Origin of the sequence: Duganella sp. Dugasp56 (genome assembly GCF_047304105.1) — a bacterium.
Taxonomy (GTDB): domain Bacteria; phylum Pseudomonadota; class Gammaproteobacteria; order Burkholderiales; family Burkholderiaceae_D; genus Rugamonas; species Rugamonas hordei.
The window spans coordinates 53890-77784 of sequence record NZ_JBGLYQ010000021.1; the positions used below are offsets into that span (position 1 = coordinate 53890).

A 23895-nucleotide genomic window follows, 5' to 3' on the forward strand; every position below is an offset into this window, starting at 1 on the left:
GATCAAAACGATGAGCGCCTTGCCACCATGCCCGAAATGTAATTCCGAATTCACCTACGAAGACGGAGCCCAGCTGGTTTGCCCGGAATGCGCGCACGAATGGAGTGCCGCCGCGGGCGAGGCCGCCGAAGAGGGCGCCCGTGTCTACAAGGATTCCGTCGGCAACATCCTGCAGGACGGCGACACCGTCACCGTCATCAAGGACCTGAAACTGAAGGGCGGCGGCGGTACCGTCAAAGTCGGCACCAAGGTCAAGAACATCCGCCTGGTCGACAGCGACCACGATATCGACTGCAAGATCGACGGCTTCGGCGCGATGAGCCTGAAAACCGAGTTCGTTAAAAAAGTCGTGTAATCAGCCCAGCCGCTCCAGCGCGAAGTCCACGAAGCTGCGGACCTTGGCGCTGGGCCTGGACTCCGGCCGCCGCACGATGTGCAAAGGCCGCGACGGCAGTTCCCATCCGGCCAGCAGCCGCACCAGCGTTCCCTTTTCCAGCGCAGGTTCCATCAGCAGATCGGCCTGCGCCACCACGCCCATGCCGGCGATGGCCGCCGTCACCAGCGAGGCGCCGGTGTTGCTGACGAGGGAGCCCTGTGCCATTACCTCCACTTGTTCGTCGCCGCGCCGGAAGCGCCAGGTCGTGCTGGCTCCCGCAAACGCCAGGCAGTTGTGGCCGGCCAGTTCCGCTGGATGCGCAGGCGTGCCGCGCCGCCGCAGATACTCGGGGCTGGCGGCAACCAGCACATGGCCCGGTTTCAGGGCGCGCGCGATCAGGCCCGTGTCGGCCAGCGGGCCTGAACGGATCGCCACGTCGACGCCTTCCTCCACCATGTCGACCACCCGGTTGCTCAGCACCAGATCGATCTTCACCTGCGGGTACAAGGCCGCGTAGGCGCCGATGACGGGCGCCAGCCGGTGCTCGCCGTAGGTGGCGGGCGCCGAGATGCGCAGGCTGCCCTGCGGTTCCGCGCGCAGATGCTCGGCCACGCGGTCGGCCGCCTCCACGCCGGCCAGCACGTCGCGGCAGCGCTCCAGGTAGACCGCGCCGATTTCGGTCAGCGACTGCCTGCGCGTGGTGCGCTCGATCAGGCGCGCTCCAAGTTCCCGCTCCAGCGCCTGCACATGCTTGCCGACCATGACCGACGACATGTCCAGCGTTTGCGCGGCGGCGGCGAAGCTGGGCGCCGTGGCGGCCGCCACGAACACCTGCATGCTGCGGAGTTTGTCGCTCATATTCGGAATTAAAAGTTATGAGTATGCGAAATGTTAGCTCATTTATGCCTCGAATGCTTTGAATAATACTGGAGCCTCATTCAACAGCAAGGAGGTCATCATGGCAGCATATGCAATCGGATCGCTCACCCTGCGCAACTCGGATTGGGTGGCGGAATACAGCGCACACATGCCGGCGCTGGCGCAAAAACACGGCGGCAAGCCATTGGCCAAGGCCGCGCCGGTAGTCCTGGAGGGCGCGCCGGCGGTGCCTGAGACGCAGATCATCGTCGAGTTCCCGTCGATGGAACACGCCCAAGCCTGGTACGACGATCCGGCGCACGCGCCGCTGAAGAAACTGCGGCAGGGCGGCTCCGACTTTTCGATGGTGCTGGTGAACGGCCTGTAGAGCGATTGCAGGCATTTGGGGGAGGCGCAACCCGGCCAAACGGTGTAAATTGACGGTTTTGACAATACCGCTTTCGAGGAACACTGTATGACTATCAAAGTACTGCGCGACCAGTCGCTGCCGATGCGCCACATAGTCCATGTGCGCAACCACATCCTGTCGACCGATGGTTCAGTCGAGGAGGGCGGCAGCGATGCGGGTCCTTCGCCGCATGACCTGTACGATGCGGCGCTGAGCGCCTGCAAGGCCCTGACCGTGGTCTGGTACGCCAAGCGCAAGAACATCCCGCTGGAGCACGTGGAAGTGAGCATGGAACGCGACGCCAGCGAAGAGCGCCAGGGCACCTACCGCCTGGCCGCGACGCTGCACCTGACCGGCGACCTGTCCGAGACTCAGCGCGCGGAACTGCTGGCGGCCGCGCAGAAATGTCCGATCCACAAACTGATGACTTCCGTGACCACCGAAGTCACCACCGTGCTGGGATAAGATCATGACGATTTCGAATCTGCTCAAGGGCCATGAAAAAGATCTGGGCGGCGGCTTTGTCGTGCGCCGCTACCTGCCGTCTTCCGTCAAGCAGGCGGTGGGCCCGTTCATCTTCTTCGATCATTTCGGTCCGGTCGACGTGCCGCTGGACGCCGACCACGACGTGCGTCCGCATCCGCACATCGGCCTGTCCACCGTGACCTACCTGTTCGAGGGCGCGATGGATCACCGTGACAGCATCGGTTCGGTGCAGCGCATCGAGCCGGGCGCGATCAACTGGATGACCGCCGGCCGCGGCATCGTCCATTCCGAGCGTACGCCGAAGGACCTGGTCGGCAAGCCGCACCGCACGCACGGGCTGCAGCTGTGGGCCGCGCTGCCGCTGGCGCATGAAGAGGATGAACCGGGCTTCTGCCACACGCCGGCCGGCGATATTCCGGAGTTCAACGTCGACGGCGCGCGCGTACGGGTGCTGGTCGGCGCGGCCTTCGGCAAGACCTCGCCGGTCAAGACCTACAGCCAGACCTTGTACCTGGACGTGACGCTGAAAGCTGGCCACGAGCTGGCCCTGAGCAGCCTGCCGGCCGAAGCGGCGATCTATCCGATCAGCGGCGAACTGGCGATCGACGGCACGCCGCTGGCGCTGCACACCATGGCCTTGCTCGATACGGCCAGCACGCAGCTGGTCAAGGCCGATTCGGATGCGCAGTTCGTGGTGATCGGCGGCGAGCCGCTGGACGGCCACCGCTTCATGTCGTGGAACTTCGTCTCGTCGAGCAAGGAACGCATTGTCAAGGCCGGCGAGGATTGGGAAGCGCAGCGCTTCGACAAGGTGCCGGGCGAGACCGAGTTCATTCCGCTGCCGGCCAAAAAACCGCTGGCCTGACGCCAGGCGCTAGACGGAAGCGTCCTGCGTCGAATCGGCGGGAGCCTTCTCCTGCCGGTCGAGTGCCGTAATCGCCTGGCGCAGCACGCCGCGCAGGTTCTTGGCGGCGTCCGCATCGATGCGGCCCATGTCCAGATACAGGTCCAGGCCGTCGCTATGCTCGCTGAACACCTGCAGCGTGCTGCCGTCTTCGTCGAGCATGCCGTCGATCGCGTAAGGCACCACCTCGCGCGCGATGCCCTTCATGCTGACCGGCGCCAGCGCGTGGCCGGCCACGATGTCGCGCACCAGCGCATAGGTTTCGTAGCTGACGACGATGCCTCCGGCCGGCGCGATCGATTGCAGCCGCGCCGCCAGGTTTGCTTCCGCTCCGAGGATCGTATAGTCCATGCGGTCGTTGCTGCCGAAATTGCCCACATTGCAGAAGCCCGTGTTGACGCCCATGCGCACGCGGAACGGCGCTTCCACGCCCAGCTTGCGCCATTGGACGTTGAGCTTGGCCAGCGCATGCTGCATTTCGATCGCCATGCGCAGGCAGTTACGCGCGTCCTCCGCCGTCCCCCTGGTTTCAGGGTCGCCGAAGAACACCAGGATGGCGTCGCCGATGAACTTGTCGATGGTGCCTCCGTGGCGGATGGCGATGGTCGACATGGCGGTGAAATATTCGTTGATCAGTTCCGTCAGCGCTTCCGGTTGCAGTGATTCGGTCAGTTCGGTGAAGTCCTTGATGTCGGAGAAGAAGATGGTCAGTTTCTTGCGCTGCGTGTTCAGCGCCACGTCCATCTCGCCGCTGAAGATGCTCTTGTAGATTTGCGGCGACAGGTAGTGCGAGATCTTCATCGACACGGCGGCCAGGAAGTCGTTGGCGCCGGCCAGGTCGGCATTCATGCGCCGGATCACGGCGTTCTGGCGTCGTTGCAGCAGGATGAAGCCCAGCCCGGTGGCCGCCGCGAACAGGAAGTAGGCCAGGCTGTATTTGAAGGACCACAGGCTGGTGCTGACCTCGTCGTGTATCGTCACTTCCTGCAGGCCGCGCACGTCGCCGATCTTCCAGTCCTTTTTCATGCTGTCCGGGTGGTTGTTGTGACACTGAACGCAGGCTGCGCTCATCAGCACCGGCGCCACCAGGCGCACGCGCGTGTCGCTGCCGCTGGAACTGGCCAGTATGATGGGGGGCTGGTCCGGACGCGCGCGCAATGCCGTCAGCGAGTTCTTTTCGAATTCGTCGAGCGCGTGCGGTGCGCGGCCACGGAATGGAAAGTCCGAGATGAAGCGGTAGCTGACGTTGGACTGCCGGTCGGCGATGACGCGGCCCAGTTCCAGCGACAGCGTGGCGGGGATGGGAATCGCGCCGGGCACCGTCTCGTAGTTATGGATGACCTGCGTGTCCTTGCCGTGGTTGCCGAGAACGCGCCCGACTACGGCGCTGCTGTAGTAGCCGCGTATGCTGGCGATCATGGAGTTCAGGTCGACCGCCTGGCTGCGCAGGCGCGCGGCGGCGATATTCTGCATGTCGAGCCACACCGCGAGCGGCAGGCCCGCCAGCAGCAGGATCAGTGCCGCCAGCGCGATGCGCTCCCAGCGGCGGGTATGAAGACGGCTTGGTGCGCGCACGGTGATGCCTGTCTGGTTGTGATAATGTTGACGATATTATCACGAGGCAACACAAAAAATATAAAATTTACAATTATTTTAAGCGGTGGACATGGCGTTGGCAGCCAGCGTGCTATGCAAGTCGGTGGCGCCGGTGCGGATGATCCAGTGTTCCGGATATGGATCGCTGGCGAAGCGGTTGTGACGGGGGATGCGGCTCAGCTTATCGAGCGGCGTGGCCGGCGCCAGCGCGGTTTCCTTGCCGGTCAACTGATCCAGGTGCCAGAAGCCGCCGTCGCGATGCAGCAGCAGCGGCAGCGCGGCCGCGTGCGGCGCGGCGGCAAACTGCTTGAGCGGATAACCCGGATGCGTTTCCGGCATCAGCAGGTAGAAGCATTCGGCGTTGGCGCCGTGGTCGACGCGGTGCAGGATCACGCCGTGCGGCATGATGGCCGACACCGACAGCACCACGATGCCCTTGATGCTGGCACTGAGTTCGATGCGCATGCCGAGGCGCAGCGCGGTCGGCTTGTGCTTGCCCGGCCAGACGCCGTCCAGCAGCGTGCCGTAGCGCGACACGTCTTCGATTTCAAAGCCCTGGCCCGAGCGGCGTATCACCGCGTGGCGGCCGGACAGGCGGCGCGTGAGGCCGTTGGTGTCCTGGCCGTCGGCGCTGTAGTGGGTCAGCAGCACGTCCGATTCCGGATCGACCAGCTCGAAGCGGCCCAGCACACATTCTTCCATCGCGAACAGGCGGATCTGGCGCTGGGCGCCGGCTTCCGGCGCGGCGTTGACCAGGCAGGCCGCGCGGCTTGGGTGCGGATGCATGGCGGCGCCGACCGGCATGTCGATCTCGATCAGATCCTCATCCCAGGCGATGGTAGAGAAGCCCAGGTCGACCTTGCCGGCCGGGGCGTTCAGGTCCAGGTGCGCGATGCCGGCGTTGCGGGCGGTGACGTCGATGTCGAGGCTGTCGCCGCCTTGCGCGCTGACGCGGGCGATCGAGGCGTCATCGGCCATCACGCGCACGTTCTTGTGGGTGCTGAGGAAGATGCGGTGGATTTCGGTCAGCGTCGCATCCAGGCGCGGCACCAGGATGACGAAGGTGCACACCCATTTGCGCGACGCCAGTTCGGCATGCTGGCTAAGCAGCTCAATGCTGATCTGGTATTGGCCGTGCTCCTTGCCGCGCGACGAAAACTCGACGAACACCGGCCGCCATTCGCCATTGGTGGCGCGCACGAAGTGCTGGCGCGCCGCGCCGTTGGGGATCAGGTCCGATTGCAGTTGCAGCGTGAGCTGGGGCGCGCAGGCTTCCGGCATGCCGCGCAATTCCATCTTCAGCGTCTGGCGGCCTCCGGCGGCGCGCGGGTCGAAGCCGCTGATGTGCAGTTGCGGACGCTCGGACTGGGCCCGTTGCAGCGGGCGGGCGTAGGTTGACGGTGCGAGGTTGGTTGAAGCAGCAGGGCTGGCATCGAGCACCGTGCCGGGCTGGCCGGAACGGGTGCGGCGCACGGCACTCAGCAGGTCATAGCTGGAGGGCTCTGCTTGGGCGTGACCGCCTTCACAAGCTTGCGCTCCTGGCATGACCCAATAGGTGCAATGCGGGTGCTGGGCATTACTGCATTTTTTCATGGCTAACCGACCGATGGGATACCCGTCAGTTTATGCGGTTTACACTCTGTTTGGCAATCAAACGTACATCTGTTTGACTTATTTCCGGCCGATGGCGGGCACTGCGTGATCGACGCAACACCCGGTCGGCGCGCCGCGTCAAAAATGCGACGGTATTGATGCGGTGGGTAGTGCCGTTTCGTCAACGTTGTCATCGTGTGGCGCGGCGGCCGGCGACGCACAGCGCAGCACGATGGCGCTGAGATTGTCGATGTGGAGCTGGGGTGGCGGATGGTCGGCGTAATCATTGAACAACGCGTCCATGCCGGTGCCGGCGGAATGGCCGGGTTGGGCCAGCAGCGCCGGCCAGCGCGCGATCCATTCCAGCGGCCGGCCGCAGGACCAGAAGCCGTCGGTGGCGAGCAGGTAGGTGGCGTCCGGGCGCAGCGTCAGCGCGCGGCGGTCGGCCAGCTGGCGCAGGAAGGGCGGCAGGTTGGCCGGGCCGAGCGGCAGCAGTTCATTGTCGAGCACTTGCGGATTGGCGAAGGCGTTGCCGAGGATGTAGGCCTGCGAGATCTGCGAACGGTGCTCGCCGTGCACCTGCTGCCACCATTCCTGCTCGCCGAGCAGGCCGTGCATGGCGAAGGATGTGGCAGGCACGTGGTCGACCGTCAGCGGCCGCGCGCCGTCGGCGGTGATCTCATACAGCCGCGAGTCGCCGGCGTGGTACAGCATGGGCGCGGCGCCGGGCGGAATTTCCAGCAGCGTCAGCGTGGTGCCGGGACGACGGAAGCTGTCGTTGTCGCCGTGCTGGCGGAACTGGCTTTGCAGGCGGCGATGCAGGTCGTCGAGGCGGCTGTCGAGGTCTTGCTGAGTGCCGCAGGCGGGAATCAGCAGCAGGCCGGCGGCGACGGCTTCGGCGGCTTCGCGGCCGTGGCCGTGGCCGCCCATGCCGTCCATCACGGCCAGGCGCACGTGGCCGCGCGGCCAGTCGGTCAACTGCACGCTGTGCGGCACCTGGTTGTGCAGGAAGACGGCGCGGCCGGCGGCATCGATGACGAGCAGGTTGTCCTGGTTTTCCGGCACCTGCAGCTTGCTGATGCTGGCGCTGCTGCGGGCGGCGATGTCGAGGCCGGGGCCGAAGTCGAGCGGATCGGTAATTCTTGTCATCGGTGCTGGCGTCGTGACGCGGGATGCGAAAGGCCACAGCTTAGCCGAAAACAGGCTGGCGGCGGGAGAATGCGGAGCAGTGCGAGCCGGCGTCATTCACCGCTCCGGCGCAGCCACAGGCTGCTGACCCAGCCGGTGCTTTCGCGCCCGGCCACGCTGGCCTTGATTTGCCACCAGTCGCCGCGCTGTTCGCCGGTCGGCGTGACGACGGAGCCGGCCGGCACGATGACCAGCCGCGCCGCATGCACGCCGGCCGCGGTACGCAGGTTCAGGTCGCGGTGGACGGCGAACGGCTTGCCGGCGATGAGCGGCTCGCCGGCGTCGCGCGCCGCCGCTGCGATCGTAGCAGTGGCGGCAGTGGCGGGTTCGGTCGCGCCGGGGAGCGGTGCAGGTCCGGTTGCAGCCCTGCCGTGCGCCGCGTACAAAATCAGGCTGCCGAAGCCCCATGCGCCGACCACCATGATCAGCAATGCGCGGGCATTGGGACGGCGCCACCACTGGCGCGGCGTCAGGTAGGCGGCCAGGAACAGCGTGATCACCAGTCCCGCCGCGAACGCGCCCACCGCGTAGAGTTTAGCCGTTTCCATGCAGGCTCCCCGTGTGCTTACGCGTCGAAGCGCAGCACGTAGTGGCCGGCCACCAGGTGATGGCCATGCGGCAGCAGATACGGCACATCCGTGCTGGCGTCGCCGATGCTGGCGACGAATTCCAGCTTGTCGTCGAGGTGGTACAAGGCCTGCGTGGCGCTGAGCCGGCCGATCTTGTAGCCCTTGGCCGACGTCTCGAAGCTGAACGCGTTGCGCGACAGGCCGATGCGGTCCGCGCTGGCGGTGTTGGGGCCGTCGGCGCGCTTCATGAAGGCCGGCGAATCGAGCAGGCGCAGCGCGGCCAGCATCGGCGAATTGCGGCCGAAGGTAAAGCGCGCGCCGTTGGCGACGACGGCGCCGACCGGCCGCGCAAGGCAGACCACGGCGCGATAGCGGTCCGCCATTTGCGGCGCGGCGGGCAGCAGCCGGATCGCATGCGAATCCACCGGTGTGAAGGTGGCCGGGGCGCCTATGCGCTGGCGGCCGTCGGCGGTGCAGGCGTACAGCTCGTCGGCTGCATCGACGATGAAGCTGATCACCGGCGTGCCCTCGGCGGACAGCGCCAGCGAGCGGTTGAACGGCAGCTCCAGCGATTGCGCGCCGGTGTCGCGGTAACGGCTCAAGCGCGGCAACGCCAGCGCCACCAGGCTGACGCGCTGCTGCGACACCGGGGCGTAGGTGGCGTCGCTCTCGCCGAAGTTTTGGCCCGGCTTGTTCGCCGGCTTGTGGCTGACGGGGACTGCGGTCTGGTCCAGCGGAGCGCCGTCGATGCGGCTCTGCCAGACCGCCGGTTTGGCGGAACGGGCGGCGTCGCGCGTGGTGCCGGCGGCCGGAATGCTGATCGTATCACCGGCTGCGGCATGCGCCGGCGGCGTGGCGGCGGCAGCGGCTGTGCGGGCGATCTTGAGCAGCAGGCGCGGACTGCCGCCGGGTACTTCTCGCGTGGACTTGATGGTGTAGCAGCCGCTGCGCGGATCGAAGCGGCAATCGTAGGCGTCTTTCGGGCGCATCTGCACCACCGGCGGCGCATCCGGACCGTCGTTGATGACCAGGATGGCGCCGTCCGGACCGAACGGCCAGCCGCTGGCGACGAAGCTGGCTTCGCCGCCTTCGCCGCCGATCAGGGCCAGGCGCTGGTTGGGGTAAATCGGGCAGACCGGATGCCAGATGGCGCTGTCGCGCGACACGCTGACGTTGTACAGGATCTTTTCATCTGCGGCGGGCAGGTACACCGCATGACCGAACTTGACCTCGATTTCGCCCGGCGCCAGCGACGATGTGCCGACCACGTCATAGCGCACCTGGTCGCCGCCGAGCAGGTCGCCGAAGTCCTTCTGGTGCAGCGCCGTCAGCGTTTGCGCCAGGTCGCGGGCGCGTGCGCCGCGCGTGAGGTGGTAGTCGTCGTCGACTTCTTCTTGCGGCAGCATCAGCGTGACATGGGAGAAGCAGCGCGTGGCGGCGCGGCCTTTGTGTTCGCGCGGGCTGCGCTCCAGCAGGTCGCGCAGCAGCGGGCGGCGCGAAAACAGCGCCAGGCCCGGCGCCTGCCAGATCGCTTCCGCGTTGAAAACGTCGGGGATGCGGCCCAAAACCTGGTGTTGAACATAGATCGGCATGATTCATTCTCCTTCTAAAGATGGCGCGCTGATGGCACTAAACGCTAGCAGGGGGCAAAGGAAAAACAGCAAATGGCTGCCGCCGGCGGACAGGAAACTCATGGGCTGGCCCATGATGGGGAAGATCGCCAGGTTGGTGCCCCAGGACAGCAGGAAATGGCCCAGCACGAAGGCGCCGCCACCGCACAGCATGAAGTAGCGGAAGCGGCCTGACCATGCGTGGCGGAAGCCGCCCGCGCCGGCGCCGGCCTTGTAGGCGCGGGCTGCGCTGACGACGATGCCGGCCAGGAAGGCGGCTTGCGCCACCCACAGCAGCAGTCCGCCGGCCAGCCCGTGGCGGTTGAGGAAGAACGAGGCCGCGAAGTCGTCCTGCACGGCGGGGATGTGCACCGCGCTGCCGGCCGACATGCCCAGCGAGCGCAATCCCATCCAGTGGTCGGCGCCCAGCCAGCCGCCGTCCGCAATGGCGCGGGCGCCCAGCAGCAGCTGTTGTCCGGTGTGCGGGTGCTCGGCGGGATTGAGCCAGACCAGGAAGCGGTCGGCGTAGAAACCCCAGCGTATCAGGTCGTCCGTGCCGACGCAGCGCAGGTAGACGATGGCGCCCGCCGCCGTCAGCGCCATGACGATCAGCGCTGCGGCCAATTTGTGGTTGCGGGCGGCGACGGCGTAGGCAAAGGCCATGACGGTGCTCCAGACCAGCAGCAGGATCAGCGGCGAGAAGTCGTCCACCTGCACCAGCGACAGGCCGAGCAGGGCGACAAACAGCAGCGCGGGGGCGATCAGCTGCAGCCAGCGCGCGCCTTGTTCCGCCAGGCGCTGCGGCCCGCTGTGCCAGTTGAAGCGCAGCGCGAGGCAGTGGGCGGTGAGGGCGGTCAGGGCCAGCTTGGCCAGTTCGACCGGCTGCAGGTCGAAGACGCCGGTTTCGTCGCCCCATAGTACCTGTGCGGCCAGCGCGGCCAGCGCCACGGTGGCGAATGCGGCGAGCATCCATTCGATGCTGCGTTGCCGCAGGTGCGTTCCGCGCGCCGCCTGGCGTAGTGCCCAGAGGCGCAGCATGGCGCCGAGGCCGAGACCGATGGCCAGCAGCGCCGCGCTTTTCTGGTAGTAGCGCAGCCAGGACGATTCCGGCGCGCCGAGGCCGAGCTCCAGCTGCGCCAGCAGGCCAGCCGCCAGCAGCACGACGCTGGCGGCGGCCAGCAATGTCAGGCGGCCGGGAAGTGCAAGCCACAGCAGCAGCGAGCAGGCGGCCAGCAGCAGCGAACTGGCGGCGCTGGGCGCGTAACCGGCGCGCTGCGAGATCAGCGCGATGACGCCGGTGGCCAGCACGCAGCCGGCGGCTGGCAGCATGCCAAGGTTCGCCGCTCCGCCCCGCACTCGCACGGCGGTCCACGCGAGGCCGGCGGCGATGCAGGCAATGCTGGTTGCAAGTCCGATCCAGACCGCCTTCGCATGGCCATCGTCCCACAATGCGCGCTGCTGCCATTGCCAGCTGACTTGCTCCGGCAGTTTCAATTCCGGCCCACCGAACAGCTTGATGTGGCGGCTTGGCTTCAATGTGAGCCGATCGGCGTCGGCGTTGAGCTGAAAGCGCGTGTGGCCGACCACGATCGCATTCACACCGGCCAGCGCAGCCTCCTGTTTGCGCAGATCGCTTTGCACGCCGCCGTTCAGCACCAGCACCGCAGCGCGATCGCCATCCGGATTGCCGGCCGAGAGCTGCAAGCGTCCATTGCTGCGCGCCAGTTGCGCGGCGCCCGGCGTGACCTGGACCAGGCCAAGCCGATTATCGCAATACAGATTGCCGCCAAAGGACAGCGGACGAGAAATCGTCAACACGCCTGGTGCGTAGCGGTTCCAGAACGACAGCATCTTCGACGCCACATGCGACTGCGGGCAGTTGGCCTGTTGGCGTCCGTCGCGGTACAGCACGGCGCCGTCGTAGCGCCATTCGTGGCCGTCGCGGGAAAAGGTGACGCTGCCGGCATCTGCGGCCTGCACGTCGAACAGCGCGCTGTCGATCTGGAAGCGTTGCCCCGCCTGCAGAGGCACGCTGCCCATGCGCTGCTCGCCGGCGTCGCGCATCAAGACGACCTGGCGCGACGCGCTCAGGTTGCGCAGCATCCAACCGTCCTGTGCGTCGCGCCGCAACGACAGGTGATTGCGGTCCGCTTGCGGCGCCGCCAGTTCGTGCTGGCCCAGCACGATGCTTTCGCCAGGCGCCAGTTTGACGGTGATGGCGGCCGGCAGCCAGGCCTCGGGAGCGTGCAGCAAGGCCAGCGCCTGCAAGCCGCACAGCGCCGCCAGTATCGCGATGGTGGCCGCCAGGCCCGCGTTGCGTGCAGCGGCATCGCTCAGTGAGGCGAGGATATCTGCCACGGAGAAGGGCGTCCGCCGGGCCTGCGGCGTAGCGCGCGCGGTATTGGACGAAAAACGCAGCGAGATCGCCATCATGCCCCCTGTATGCCGCGCCAGCCGTTTTCGGCGGTCGGACGGTTCATGTTAAGAACAGGATCTGCGGTACCGAAAGTGCCGCGCACAGGCTTGACGCCCTGTATCGCATTGAGCATGCGGCTGATCTGGATCGCATGGCGCGGACGCTGGGCCGGATCGATATGCAGCAACGTTTGCAGCAACTCCAGTGCCGCGTCGCGCATGGATACGGGAATGGCGGCGGCGAATCGCGCTTCCTCCTCCGCCTGCAGCGCAGCAGGTATCGCTCCGCCATGCATCTGGCGCAGCAGGTCCGCGCCGGCGGTGTGATGCTCACGGTAGGCCTGCCCGCAATCGCTGCAGAACCGCAGCGGCAGTCCGCCGGTGACCAGGAAATAAAACATCGCCCCCAGCGAAAAATAGTCGCTGCGGGCGCCGGTGGCATACCCGCCGCCGTCCACAGGGAAGAACTGCTCCGGCGCCTGCCAGTTGGCGGTGCCTGCATACGAATGCGCCTGCAGGCTGCCCAGCTGGCGGTTGGTGCCGAAATCGGCCAGCTTGACGGCATTCAGATGCCGGTCCAGCAGCACGTTGGCAGGTTTCAGGTCGAGGTAGCGCCAGCCGTATTGATGCACCTTGGCCAGCGCCTGATTGATCTGGGCTATCCACCCCAGCACCCGCGGCAGCGGAACCGCCTCGCCACGACTTTTCAGCGCGACCATGTGCTTGCCCAGGTCCGTCGCCATCAGTTCCAGCGCCAGCACAGGCAGGCCTTCGTGCCAGCCGCTGTCGAGCAGGCGCACGATGTGACGCTCGTCCCATGGCTCCAGCGACTGTAAAAAAGCGATTTCATTGCTCGCGCTGGCGATCCAGCGTTCGCGCTGGGCCGGCAGCGCGCGCGCCATTTGCTCCTGGTTGATGAACTTGAGCGCCACGTCGCGGGTGGCGTGCGGGCCGCCGGCGCGCCAGATGATACCGTAGGCCGAACCGCCGATTTGCTCGCGCAGGCGATAGTGGCCCAGTTCCAAAGCGATGATTGCGTCTGCTGTCGTCATGATTTCCCCAGGCTTGCGCCGATGCTGCGTGCTAGCGGGGGGAGACGAAAAAAAAGCCCCTCGCGAAGGAAGGGCTTTTCGATGGTGCCGGGATTAGCGGCCGTAGTGACGGTGATGTTCCCAGCGGTCGCCGTAGTAGTCGCGGCGATATTCGCGGTAGTAAGGGCGCGGCTCAACATACACCACTTGTGGCGGCGGGGCGTAGTAGCGTGGCGGCGGTGCGTAATACACCGGGGCCGATTCGTAGTACACCGGTGCGGGCTGCGAGTACACGCGGGTCTCTACGTAGCGGCCACCGCGGCCACGGTCGTAATAACGGTCGTTGGTGTTGATGCTGTTGCCAACGGCCGCGCCAACCAGGCCGCCGACGATCGCGCCATCGCGGCCACCGGCGCTGTTGCCGATCGCGGCGCCGACCACAGCACCTGCCACCGTGTTGAAATCACGGTCGCCTGCGAAGGCCGACGTCGATACTGCTGCTGCGGCCAGTAACGCTACACCCAGAAATTTTTTGTTCAACATGGTATTTCCCCTTGCTGCGGCCCGGATCGGAATTAATCCGTTGGCCAGTGACTTCACTATAAATGTTCGGGAAAAAAGCGCCACGCCTTATACACATGCTTACAAAGCAGCCATTCTGGTAATGGCTTGTAACAATTAGCCTTTCGAGGCTTCCCACTCGGGGCGCAACAGGCTGAACACCTGCACGTCCCGGTATCTGCCGTTGATGAAAAAGCTCTGGCGCAGCGTGCCCTCGGGGCTGAAGCCGCATTTTTGCGCGACGCGGATCGATGCCACGTTCTCCGGCGCGGACAGCAGTTCCAGCCGGTGGTACTGGTGCACATTGAACAAGTAATCGACCAGCAGGCGGCAGGCCTCGGTGACGTAGCCGCGCCCGGACAGCTTGGGATCGAACAGCCGGTAGCCAAGTTCGCGCGCGACCGACGTGCGGCTCTTGAAATGCGTGATGACGCCGACGATGTGGTGCGCGTTGTCCTCGATGACAAACAGTTCGCTGTCGTCGGTGACGAAACCGTTCTGCGCGAACTCCTTGCGCAGCGTCTCCGGCGATTTGAAGTGGCTGGAAAAATAATCGCCGCGCGAGGGCAGGTCGTTGGCCAGCGCGATGAAGGTGTTCAGATCGGCGGTCAGCAGGTGGCGCACGGTGCAGATTTGACCTTTGAGCATGGCTTCCTTAAGGCAGTTTGTTCAAGCAGTTGAATTTTCATGGTAGTGCAACGGCCATGACAAATCAACATTGATGACAAGTTCCTCACGATGGGTTATCGTTTGGATCGCTCTTGTAATTCCCCCTACACATTATAGGAAACGCATGAAATCCGTCTTCAAGTCCCCGCTGTCCCTTACCTTGCTTGCCTCCTGCCTGCTGAGCGCCGGCGTGATCGCCGCGCCGGCCAACGATCCAGCGACGCTGGCGCAAATCCGCGACAGCGCGATGAAGGATGACTGGACCTACGAACGGCTGGCCGACCTGACCGATCTGGTCGGCCCGCGCCTGTCCGGCTCCGCGGGTGCGGCGGCGGCGGTGGAGCAGGTGGCCGCGGCGATGCGCAAGCTGGGCGCCAAGGTCACGCTGCAGCCGGTCAAGGTGCCGCATTGGGTGCGCGGCGCGGAGACGGCGGAACTGGTCGACTACGCGGGCCGTCCGGCCGGCATCTCGCAGAAGATCGTGCTGACGGCGCTGGGCGGTTCGGGCGCGACGCCCGCCGCCGGCCTGACCGCGCCGGTGCTGGTGGTGCACAGCGTGCAGGAGATGAAAGAGAAGGCGGCCCAGGTCAAGGGCAGCATCGTGCTGCTGGACGTGCCGTTCGACCAGGAGATGGCCGATCGCGGCCATGCCGGTCCGGCCTACGGCGTCGGTTCGGGCGCGCGCTTCCTGGGACCGAAAACGGCGGCGGAGCTGGGCGCGGCGGGAGCGCTGGTGCGCTCGGTCGGCGGCGCCAATTTCCGCATTCCGCACACCGGCGCCACCGGCGTGGTTGACGGCGCGCGCATTCCGGCCGCCGCCATCACTACCGAAGACGCGATGCTGCTGGACCGCCTGCTGGCACGCGGCCCGGTCAAGATGCACCTGACGCTGACGCCGCAAAACCTGCCGGAAGCGGACAGCTTCAACGTGATCGCCGACTGGCCGGGCACCGACAAGGCCGATGAAGTGGTGATCGTCTCCGGCCACCTCGATTCGTGGGACCTGGCCACCGGCGCGCACGACGACGGCACCGGCGTGACCGGCGCGATGGGCGTGATCGAGACGCTGAAAAAACTGGACCTGCATCCGCGCCGCACCATCCGCGTGATCGCCTGGATGAACGAGGAGAACGGCACCCGTGGCGGCCGCGCCTACTTCGACGCCAACAAGGACAAGCTGAACAAGCACTTCGCCGCGATCGAGTCCGACAGCGGCGGCGGCCGTCCGTTCGGCGTCGTCGGCAGCGTGACGCCGCCGATGGTGAAATACTTCGCGCCGCTGAAAGAGTCGCTGGCGCCGATCGGCGCCGGCATCTTCGAACGCCGCGACATCGCCGGCGCCGCCGATACCGGCCCGATGGAGCGCGCCGGCGTGCCGGTGTTCGAACCGCTGGTCGATTCGAGCTTCTACTTCAACTACCACCACACGCCAGCCGACACGCTGGACAAGGTGAACCCGCTGGAGCTGAAGCGCCACGTCGCCGTGATGACTTCGCTGACCTGGTTCCTGGCGAACATGGAGCAGCCTATCGGCCGCACCATCGGCGCCGGCGAAGAGTAATCTTCCTGCTGTGATCGCCGCGCATCCGTGCGCGGCGATGATGCCTCTTCATGATAGTCTGGCTACATCTCAAGGAGAGCATCATGGACAAGATCCACTACAAAGGATGGGAAATCGTGCCGACGGCGCTGCCGACCACCGACCGCCGCTGGACCGCCAGCTGCGACATCGAGCGGGCTGGTGTGGACGGGATTGAAGTGTTCGAAGGCGCGACCATGCAGTTCGTGCGCGACAACGAGGACGAAGCCATCGCCGCCGCCTGCGAAGAGGCGATCCGCCAGATCGACAACATCATCGCCAACCCGCTGGTGCGGCTGGCTTGAGGCGGGTTCAGGATAACGTGATGAGTTTGGCCGAGAGGCCAACCAGGAACAGGACCACGGTGATCTGGCTGCCGACGATCCAGCGAGTCAATGTACGCAGTTCCGACCGTAGCTCTTTGGTCTGGTCAACTTGCTCGGCAAACCGACGGTCCATATCTTGCCTTAATTCTGCAATTTGGCGTCCTTGCGCATCCAGTTTGCTTTGAATAAGTTCGGTATCGGCTTTTTGCCTACGCAGTTCGACCAACTGCGCCTCAACAAGCTTGAATCGATCATTCATGTCAACTCTCAATTCAGCGACCGCTGACACGGTGCTGTCGGATACCGCTTCCAGTTTTGCAAGACGCTCTTCCATCACGCAATACTCCCGCCGACCTGAATCCAGGTCAATAACGCGCTGACAAGGTGTTAGACCCATCTGGCCGCCTTTTGATCCATCTCAGCAGGCCGATTGTCGCCGCCGGTCTTATTTGCTAGTATGCAAGCCAATGAGATCATCCCGCTACCCAGAGCAAATCGCCTTGCTGCCGTACATCGGCAAATGGACCTTCATCGCCGGACTGATCGCCGTGCTCAGCGGCACCGCGTCCGCCTTGTTCCTGTTCGCGCTGGACCTGGCCACCAACTGGCGCGAGGCGCACCGCTGGATCATCTGGCTGCTGCCGCTGGCCGGCTTCGCGGTGGGCTGGATCTATCTCAAGCTCGGCAGCAGCGTCGAAGCGGGCAACAACCTGCTGATCGACGAAATCCACGATCCCCAAAAAGTCGTCCCGCTGCGCATGGCGCCGCTGGTGCTGGCCGGTACCGTGATCTCGCACCTGTTCGGCGCCTCGGTCGGGCGCGAAGGCACGGCGGTGCAGATGGGGGGCACGCTGGCCGACCAGCTCACGCACGTGTTCCGCCTGCGCCACGCCGAGCGCCGCATCCTGCTGATGGCTGGCATCAGCGCCGGCTTCGCCTCCGTGTTCGGCACGCCGCTGGCCGGCGCCATTTTCGGGCTGGAAGTGCTGGCCATCGGCCGCCTGCGCTACGACGCCATCTTCCCTTGCATGGTCGCGGCCATCGCCGCCGACCAGGTGGGCATGGCCTGGGGCGTGCATCACACGCATTACGCGATGAACGCGATGGTGCCGATCGGCCTGTTGAGCGTGGCCGCCGTGCTCGCGGCAGGCATCGTGTTCGGCCTGACGGGCATGCTGTTCGCCAAATCCACGCACGCCGCATCGGCCTTCATGAAGCGCCATGTGGCGTATGCGCCGCTGCGGCCACTGATCGGCGGCGTGGTGGTGGCGACGGCGGTATGGCTGGTCGGCACGCGCTACATCGGCCTTGGCATCCCGGTGATCGTCGAGTCGTTTGCGCAGCCGGTGGCGCCGTGGGATTTCTTCGGCAAGTTCGCCTTCACGGTCGCCTCGCTGGGCAGCGGCTTCAAGGGCGGCGAGGTCACGCCGCTGTTCTACATCGGCGCGACGCTGGGCAACGCGCTGGCGCCCTTGCTGCATCTGCCGTTCCCTCTGCTGGCGGGACTCGGCTTCGTCGCCGTGTTCGCGGGCGCGGCCAACACGCCGCTGGCCTCGACCATCATGGCGATCGAACTATTCGGCCCGCAGATCGGGCCTTACGCCGCGCTGGCATGCGTGGTGGCGTATCTGTTCTCCGGTCACGCGGGCATCTACCGCGCGCAAAAGATCGGCCAGTCCAAGCACCGCCTGCCGCCGGTGGCGCGCGACCGCGAGCGGCAAGACAAATCCTGACCGCACTGGCTAGCGCGAAGCCTCGTCCTGCGTGACGTCGATAGGCGCGACGGCCGGTGCAGGATGCCAGTCCTCCTTCGGGATCACGTGCGCCGTCGCCGGCTCCTGCGTGAAGTGCGGCGACGTGATCGCCACGCCGTACTCGTTGAATACGTCGATGATCTGCTGGTGCAGCTGGTTGAGCACCTCGGCGCGGCGGCGCGGCGTCTCCACCGTGGAATAAGCCACCAGCCGGTATTCCGGATAAAAGTCCGACAGCGCGATCTGCATGACATACGGCTTCGGCGTCGTCGCGATGTCTTCGGTGCGCGCGGCCGCCAGTTCCAGCATCGCATGCACCTGACGCCACGGCGTGTCGTAGCCGATGGTGACGGTGGTGTCGAGCACATAGCCGGTGCCGGCGTGGGCGCGCGAATAGTTCTTGCTGGTGTTGGACAGCACCCAGGCGTTGGGCATCGTGATCTCTTCACCGAGGCCGGTGCGCAGGCGCGTTTCGAACATGCCCACCTCGACCACCGTGCCTTCGGATTCGCCGATGCGCACGTACTCGCCTTTGCGCAGCGAGCGCGCATACATCAGGATCAAGCCGCTGGCACCCTGGCCGACGATGCTGGACGCGCCGATCGACACCATCAGGCCGACCAACACCGACACGCCCTGGAAGGCGGCCGTGTGTGCGCCCGGGAGGTAGGGATAGGCCATCGCCAGCGCGAACAGCCAGACCACCACGTTGAAGATGCGGCGGGTGGGCGTGGCGGTGTCGCGGTCCAGCCAGGCGATTTGCAGCTCGCCGCTCTCGACGCGCTTGAATACCGAGGACGCGGTCAGCATCACCATCCGCGCCAACGCGGCGATCACCGCTACCAGCACCAGTCCGGGCAGCGCTTCGATGATGCTGCCGGCGACGCCGGCGGCGACGTCGATCAGGTAATCCTGCAGCCGTTCGCCCCAGCTGCGCGAGTAGGGGACTTTGCCGAGCACGAAAGCGGCCCACAGATAGGTGGCCATCAGGCGCAGGCCCCAGATCAACAGGTTGACCAGGTGGCGCATGAAGGCCACGTAGTGTTCGATGTCGAGCACGCGCACGTTCTTGACGCGGATCTGGCCGAGACGGCGGCTGACGGCCTGCGTCGACCTCTTGCCGACCCAGCGATGCAGCAGGAACAAGCCGCGCAGTACCAAGCCGTACACCAGCGTGGCCAGCGCGCACAACGCGGCGGCGATCAGCAGGTAACGTGGACTGGCCTGTTCGCGACGCTCGGCCAGCGCCTTGGTCAACTGCGCGGCGCTCTCGCTGGCGACGCTGTCGGTGGTGTCGCCGGCCAGCGGGTTGATGTCGGCCGGCGTGACCAGGAACAGCAGGGCGCCGTCGAGCAGCACCTGCGTGCCTTCGCTGATCGGGCGGATCGAGGTTTGCTGCGCGCCGTTGCGGGCCAGCGCCGCGTCGAGCCGCTTGTGCGCGCCCTCGGCGCGGTCGGCGGGCGAAAAACCCGACAAGCCGGCGCGGAACACGAAGGTGGTACGGTTGGCGAAGACCAGCTTGGCCTGGACCGGTGCGGCCGCAGGCGCGAGGGCGGAAGCGGTGTTGTCGGCGGCACCCGCGCCGCATAGTGTCAATAACAGCAGGAGCAGGGCGGAGAGCAGGCGTCGGAAGATGGTCATGTTGAATCCGGCAGTATCGATGTTAGCAATCATGTCATGTTATCGGATTCAATAGTTGCCGGTATAGCAGTTATATACCGTTCGTGGCATAATGCCGGGCTGCGTAGCTCCGATGGTGAAATTGGTAGACACTGGAGACTTAAAATCTCCCGCCGCAAGGCGTGCCGGTTCGATTCCGGCTCGGAGCACCATTACCTCATCCGCAGACGTCCACGCACGTCACGGTTTTTCTCCTTCTCATAGGAGACATCGTGCGCATTCCCGCACCGCCACCACCTCACGCGCCGATCTGCCGCCGCGTGCATGTCGATGCGCCGCCCTAGTCCGCGGCGCTAGCAACCAAGCGCTATCAGGGCTCCGCCACGGATTTCGCAGTGCCGGTTCCTGCTCAACTTATGCCGTTGCGCTTCGCGGCAGGACGAGATAGATTTGCCGTGACAATTTGTGATTTTTTCATAGGGGCAAGCTGTTATGCTGCCCCGTAGACCAAGTCCGGCCAGGAAAGGACGGTCAGATCCGACAGACACGGAAGCCTGACTAAAAAAGATTGGAGTGGTTCAATGGCAGCAGATATTGAGATGATGCTCTTCCCATCCCAGGGAGCGTTTGCGCATTGGCTTGCAGCCCATCACGAGGGCTCTGACGGGGTGTGGCTGCAGCACTCGAAGAAAGGGGCCCCGGTCCCTAGCGTAAGCTATCAAGAGGCATTGGAAGTTGCGTTGTGCTTCGGCTGGATTGACGGCCAGAAGCGTTCGCTCGACCTCCATCACTATTTGCAGCGCTGGACACCGCGTCGCCCACGCAGTCTATGGTCCAAGGTCAATCGCGAGAAGGTGCTTAGGTATATTGAGGAGGGCAAGATGCAGCCGAGCGGCCTGGCTGAAATCGAGCGAGCGAAAAAAGATGGACGATGGGATGCAGCATACGAATCGGCTAGCATGGCGAGCGTGCCGCCCGAACTGCATGCCGCATTCGCTGACCACCCCGGGGCAGCCGAATTTTTCGCCACTCTCAATTCACAAAACCGCTATGCAGTGTTATTCCGGGTGCAGACAGCAATAAAGCCTGAGACCAAAGTACGCAAGGCACAGGAGTATGCAGCCATGCTGGCTCGGCATGAGACGCTTCAGCCGGTCATGGCGAAGAAGTTGAGGTGAGTAGAGCGTTGATGGCCATTTGCCACAGCGGTATTCTTAGTAACACATATTTCATTAATTAATTCACATGCAGATTGCAACGATTATTGGTTTGGCAGGTACGGTAACATGCGTAGGTCTCTTCATTAAACAAAAGAACTGGTTGCTCGCTACCGCTTTTGTTTTTTCTACGGCATATCTGATATTGGATAAGGTAATTCACATTCCGGTGGTGCCTTATTTTTTGGTTCCTTGGTTTGCATACTTGTTTTTTGCTCTTGTTGCGTATGAGATTTTTCGAACGGTTGTCCTCAAATAGTCTCGTGTCGGCTGTGGATTCTATCGGTCAACGCAACGCTCTAACCTAAAGCCGCGAAAATTTAGTGCGCGCACTGGCCAACGCATTTCTCGCCACGCTTAACAAGGATAGAAGTGAATCTATACATGATTAGAAGTCTCTTGACGATCTCCGCAATTTTCGGTCTCAGCCTACCGCTTGCCGCACTTTGTGCCAATAAAAGTCCAGATAAAATAACGTTGGAGAAGATGGTATGCCCGGCCTCAAGCATAAAGAATGCTGTGTGCATAAAAGCCATCGTTCCTGAAAAATACGATTTACCTCATAGTCGCCAAATTAGTTTGGATGTGGCCATCCTCAAAGCCGCCATTCCGGCCAGTCCGTCGCGATCGCTTTTTGTGCTCCAGGGTGGCCCAGGTCAAAGAACTACTTCGACGATAGAGGACGAATCTGAGGTTTGGAAAAAACTGGGACGGACGCATGACCTTGTATTTATCGATCAGAGAGGCACAGGCATTTCACCAGACCTCCATTGCGCGAACCCGGATGAAGACAAAAGTGTCTTGCTGAGAGATCTCTGGCCAGCCGAAAATCTCGCCGCATGCGCTAGACGCTTGTCCGGCACTGTCGATCTGACCCGGTATACGACGACCGAAGCCGCGCGCGACTTAAACAATATCCGGGCAGCTTTGTCTTACGATCAGATTGGTATAGTGGCCTATTCTTATGGAACCCGCTTGGCACAGGAATATCTTCGCCATTATGATAGTTCGGTGCGCGCGACATTGCTAATGGGCCCAGTGGCGCCAGGGACATATGTACCCGCCGGCCTTGCCAGCGAGGCTGAAATTTCTTTAACCCAAATATTAAACCGATGCAAAGCCGACAAAAAATGTTCGACCGCGTTTCCAGATGTCTTTGGTGACCTGGAAAAATTGAAGGCTATTCTCAACGGACGAGGTCTTGTTCTGCACAAAGGATCGAAAGGCCAGGCCAACGACGTGCATATTTCTTCCGGTGTTGTGGCGTCATATTTACGCATGTATCTTTACGCAGTATCAAGCGCGGCATCCTTGCCGCGATTGATACACACGCTTGCCAACGAAGACAAGAATCAAGAACAGCTCGCGTTGATTGTACAATGGCGCGAACAATTCGAAGATGCGGCGCCTTGGGGGTTGTACATGGCTATCACATGCAATGAGGATTTGCCTTTCATCGATGAGAAGAAAGAACGTGCCCTTGCCGCAGGTACCCTAGTCGGATCATTCCGCATCGATCAGCAGTTTGCCGCTTGCCGGAACTGGCCGCGGCGTCAGGTAAGTCCGGAATTTCATACCCCCGTCGATTCCGGCAAGCCGATCTTGCTACTTGCTGGCCAATTTGATCCGTCTACTCCCTCAAGCAACAGCGAACAAATTATCTCCCATATGCCGAATGGAAAATTAATCATTGTCCCCAACAGGTCGCACGCCATGTTTGAAGATTGGAACGCGTGCCTTGAAAAGGTAACGACCAATTTCCTGGAAAATGCAAATGCAAGAACAGTCGACACTGCCTGCGTGAACCGCCTCAGATTGCCGAATTTCGACATCGCACCCCTGTAGATTTTGATGCTTTCGATCTGATAAAGAAAGCGTCGTAATCGCGAAATGAATCGCCACGGAAATTTAGGAGGCTGGTTAGTGTGAGTCAGGCCGATTACCTTGATCCGTACAGAGCCGCACAGCACTGGTGCAAAAAATGACATAGTGCACCGCGCCTGTTCGGCGAACGCTGGGATTGGAGCTTGCAAGATGGCATACAGTTTGCATATGGCATTGCAACTCGTTTAACAGGTGACTCAAACAATGCCATCTCCCGTCGCGCGCCATCTCCATCTACTTTTGCTTGGTTTAGTCTTGGGCATCGCCACCGGCCCGGCCAGCCCCGCCGCACACGGGCCGCGCCCGGTGAAGGTCATGTTGATCAGCATGTTCGCGCAGGAGGCGGCGGTCTGGACCGACAAGCTCGGGCTGGATCAGGCGATTCCGGTGCCGGGGTTGTCGCCGGTCTATCCGGCGGTGCGCTGTAACAACGATGACGTCTGCCAGATGACTACCGACATGGGCAAGGCCAACGCCTCGGCCTCGGTGTCGGCGCTGGCGCACAGCGGTCTGTTCGACCTCAGGCAAACCTATTTCATCATCGCCGGGATCGCCGGCGTCGATCCGGCCCAGGGCACGACGGGCACTGCGGCATGGTCGCGTTATCTGGTGGATTCGGACCTGGCGTGGGAGTTGGATGCCCGCGAGCGCCCGGCCGGCTGGTCGACCGGCTATCTCGGCATCAACACCAAGACGCCCGGCGTCAAGCCGCCGCTCGGCTATGGCACCGAGGTGTACAAGCTTAACGACCGTTTGCTGGACAAGGCGCTGTCGTTGTCGCGTGGCGTGGCGCTGGCCGATTCCGCCGAGGCCAAGGTCTATCGCGCGCTTTACGCGGCCGCGCCCGGCAACCAGCCGCCGCAGGTCACGCAGTGCGATTCCATGACGGGCAATAACTGGTACCACGGCGATTTGCTCGGGCAGCGCGCGCGCGACTGGTTCAAGCTGCTCACCGACGGCCAGGGCACATATTGCATGAGCTCCCAGGAAGACAACGCAAGCTACACCGCGTTGAAGCGCGCCGCCGTCGCCGGTTTGCTGGACGACCAGCGCGTGGCGGTACTGCGCACAGCCTCCAACTTCGACCGTCCGCATCCGGGCCAGACGCCGCTGGCATCGTTGTCCGCCAAGTCAGGAGGCTTCACGATCGCGCTGCAGAACCTGTATCTGGCTGCCGCTCCGCTGGTGCGCGACATCGTCGAACATTGGCCGGACAGCAAACAGATCGACAGCGCTCCGGTTGCCGGGGT

21 protein-coding genes, 1 tRNA gene and 1 pseudogene are annotated in these 23895 nt (G+C 63.8%); 11 read left to right on the top strand and 12 right to left on the bottom strand.

The window, feature by feature from the left end; translation table 11 throughout:
* Positions 1-10 precede the first annotated feature (10 nt).
* Positions 11-355, top strand: a complete 345-nt coding sequence (locus ACCD07_RS16220; protein ID WP_176650194.1) for a zinc ribbon domain-containing protein YjdM — start codon at positions 11-13, stop codon at positions 353-355.
* Here the strand turns inward: ACCD07_RS16220 and ACCD07_RS16225 are convergent, their stop codons facing one another.
* On the bottom strand, positions 356-1234 hold the full coding sequence (locus tag ACCD07_RS16225; protein ID WP_413447935.1) for a LysR substrate-binding domain-containing protein: 879 nt from the start codon (positions 1232-1234) through the stop codon (positions 356-358). It abuts the gene before it with no gap.
* 100 nt (positions 1235-1334) lie between these two features.
* Here ACCD07_RS16225 and ACCD07_RS16230 point away from each other — a divergent pair, with 100 nt between their 5' ends.
* The 3 genes from ACCD07_RS16230 (at position 1335) to ACCD07_RS16240 (ending at position 2994) form a co-directional block, all read left to right on the top strand.
* Positions 1335-1622, top strand: coding sequence for a DUF1330 domain-containing protein (locus ACCD07_RS16230; protein WP_176650196.1), 288 nt, complete (start codon positions 1335-1337; stop codon positions 1620-1622).
* An 87-nt stretch (positions 1623-1709) separates the two neighbouring features.
* Positions 1710-2108, top strand: a complete 399-nt coding sequence (locus ACCD07_RS16235; protein ID WP_176650197.1) for an OsmC family protein — start codon at positions 1710-1712, stop codon at positions 2106-2108.
* 4 nt (positions 2109-2112) lie between these two features.
* Positions 2113-2994: a pirin family protein gene (locus ACCD07_RS16240; protein ID WP_413447936.1), complete on the top strand. Its 882-nt coding sequence runs from the start codon at positions 2113-2115 to the stop codon at positions 2992-2994.
* 9 nt (positions 2995-3003) lie between these two features.
* Here ACCD07_RS16240 and ACCD07_RS16245 read toward each other — a convergent pair whose 3' ends face one another.
* From ACCD07_RS16245 to ACCD07_RS16285, 9 genes are all read right to left on the bottom strand, one after another.
* Entirely contained in the window at positions 3004-4608 is a 1605-nt protein-coding gene (locus tag ACCD07_RS16245; protein ID WP_218087692.1) for an adenylate/guanylate cyclase domain-containing protein, read from the bottom strand.
* A gap of 78 nt (positions 4609-4686) precedes the next feature.
* On the bottom strand, positions 4687-6174 hold the full coding sequence (locus tag ACCD07_RS16250; protein ID WP_413447937.1) for an FHA domain-containing protein: 1488 nt from the start codon (positions 6172-6174) through the stop codon (positions 4687-4689).
* 186 nt (positions 6175-6360) lie between these two features.
* Positions 6361-7371, bottom strand: coding sequence for a PP2C family protein-serine/threonine phosphatase (locus ACCD07_RS16255; protein WP_413447938.1), 1011 nt, complete (start codon positions 7369-7371; stop codon positions 6361-6363).
* Positions 7372-7463: 92 nt separating this feature from the next.
* The gene (locus ACCD07_RS16260) at positions 7464-7958 is read right to left on the bottom strand and encodes an SH3 domain-containing protein (RefSeq protein WP_413447939.1); all 495 of its coding nucleotides are present in this window, start codon (positions 7956-7958) and stop codon (positions 7464-7466) included.
* Between the two features lie 17 nt (positions 7959-7975).
* The gene (locus ACCD07_RS16265; RefSeq protein WP_413447940.1) at positions 7976-9571 is read right to left on the bottom strand and encodes a hypothetical protein; all 1596 of its coding nucleotides are present in this window, start codon (positions 9569-9571) and stop codon (positions 7976-7978) included.
* 3 nt (positions 9572-9574) lie between these two features.
* Entirely contained in the window at positions 9575-12022 is a 2448-nt protein-coding gene (locus ACCD07_RS16270) for an FtsW/RodA/SpoVE family cell cycle protein (protein ID WP_413447941.1), read from the bottom strand.
* The gene (locus ACCD07_RS16275) at positions 12019-13056 is read right to left on the bottom strand and encodes a serine/threonine-protein kinase (protein WP_176650203.1); all 1038 of its coding nucleotides are present in this window, start codon (positions 13054-13056) and stop codon (positions 12019-12021) included. The genes ACCD07_RS16270 and ACCD07_RS16275 overlap by 4 nt, the downstream gene beginning before the upstream one ends.
* 93 nt (positions 13057-13149) lie before the next feature.
* Positions 13150-13578, bottom strand: coding sequence for a glycine zipper domain-containing protein (locus ACCD07_RS16280; protein ID WP_176650204.1), 429 nt, complete (start codon positions 13576-13578; stop codon positions 13150-13152).
* A gap of 135 nt (positions 13579-13713) precedes the next feature.
* Positions 13714-14244: a GNAT family N-acetyltransferase gene (locus tag ACCD07_RS16285; protein ID WP_413447942.1), complete on the bottom strand. Its 531-nt coding sequence runs from the start codon at positions 14242-14244 to the stop codon at positions 13714-13716.
* A 145-nt stretch (positions 14245-14389) separates the two neighbouring features.
* Here ACCD07_RS16285 and ACCD07_RS16290 point away from each other — a divergent pair, with 145 nt between their 5' ends.
* Positions 14390-15826 carry a M20/M25/M40 family metallo-hydrolase gene (locus tag ACCD07_RS16290; protein WP_176650206.1) on the top strand — a complete coding sequence of 479 codons (1437 nt, stop codon included), beginning with the start codon at positions 14390-14392 and terminating at the stop codon, positions 15824-15826.
* 83 nt (positions 15827-15909) lie between these two features.
* Complete coding sequence (locus ACCD07_RS16295) at positions 15910-16149, top strand: hypothetical protein (protein WP_176650207.1); 240 nt, start codon at positions 15910-15912, stop codon at positions 16147-16149.
* Between the two features lie 7 nt (positions 16150-16156).
* Here the strand turns inward: ACCD07_RS16295 and ACCD07_RS16300 are convergent, their stop codons facing one another.
* On the bottom strand, positions 16157-16504 hold the full coding sequence (locus tag ACCD07_RS16300) for a hypothetical protein (RefSeq protein WP_176650208.1): 348 nt from the start codon (positions 16502-16504) through the stop codon (positions 16157-16159).
* Positions 16505-16637: 133 nt separating this feature from the next.
* On the opposite strand from ACCD07_RS16300, the gene ACCD07_RS16305 reads away from it, so the two are divergent.
* Positions 16638-17903: a voltage-gated chloride channel family protein gene (locus ACCD07_RS16305; RefSeq protein ID WP_413447943.1), complete on the top strand. Its 1266-nt coding sequence runs from the start codon at positions 16638-16640 to the stop codon at positions 17901-17903.
* 9 nt (positions 17904-17912) lie between these two features.
* On the opposite strand, the gene ACCD07_RS16310 is transcribed toward ACCD07_RS16305, so the two are convergent.
* Positions 17913-19565 (bottom strand): mechanosensitive ion channel family protein, encoded by a 1653-nt coding sequence (locus ACCD07_RS16310; RefSeq protein WP_413447944.1) that lies wholly within the window; start codon positions 19563-19565, stop codon positions 17913-17915.
* Positions 19566-19671: 106 nt separating this feature from the next.
* Between ACCD07_RS16310 and ACCD07_RS16315 the strand changes: the two genes are divergently transcribed.
* From ACCD07_RS16315 to ACCD07_RS16330, 4 genes and pseudogenes are all read left to right on the top strand, one after another.
* Positions 19672-19756 (top strand) — tRNA-Leu (locus ACCD07_RS16315).
* A gap of 369 nt (positions 19757-20125) precedes the next feature.
* Positions 20126-20722 (top strand): YdeI/OmpD-associated family protein, encoded by a 597-nt coding sequence (locus tag ACCD07_RS16320; protein WP_176650221.1) that lies wholly within the window; start codon positions 20126-20128, stop codon positions 20720-20722.
* 438 nt (positions 20723-21160) lie between these two features.
* Entirely contained in the window at positions 21161-22606 is a 1446-nt protein-coding gene (locus ACCD07_RS16325) for an alpha/beta fold hydrolase (protein WP_413447945.1), read from the top strand.
* A gap of 243 nt (positions 22607-22849) precedes the next feature.
* A pseudogene (locus tag ACCD07_RS16330) lies at positions 22850-23854 on the top strand (purine-nucleoside phosphorylase); the annotation flags it as partial.
* Positions 23855-23895 lie beyond the last annotated feature (41 nt).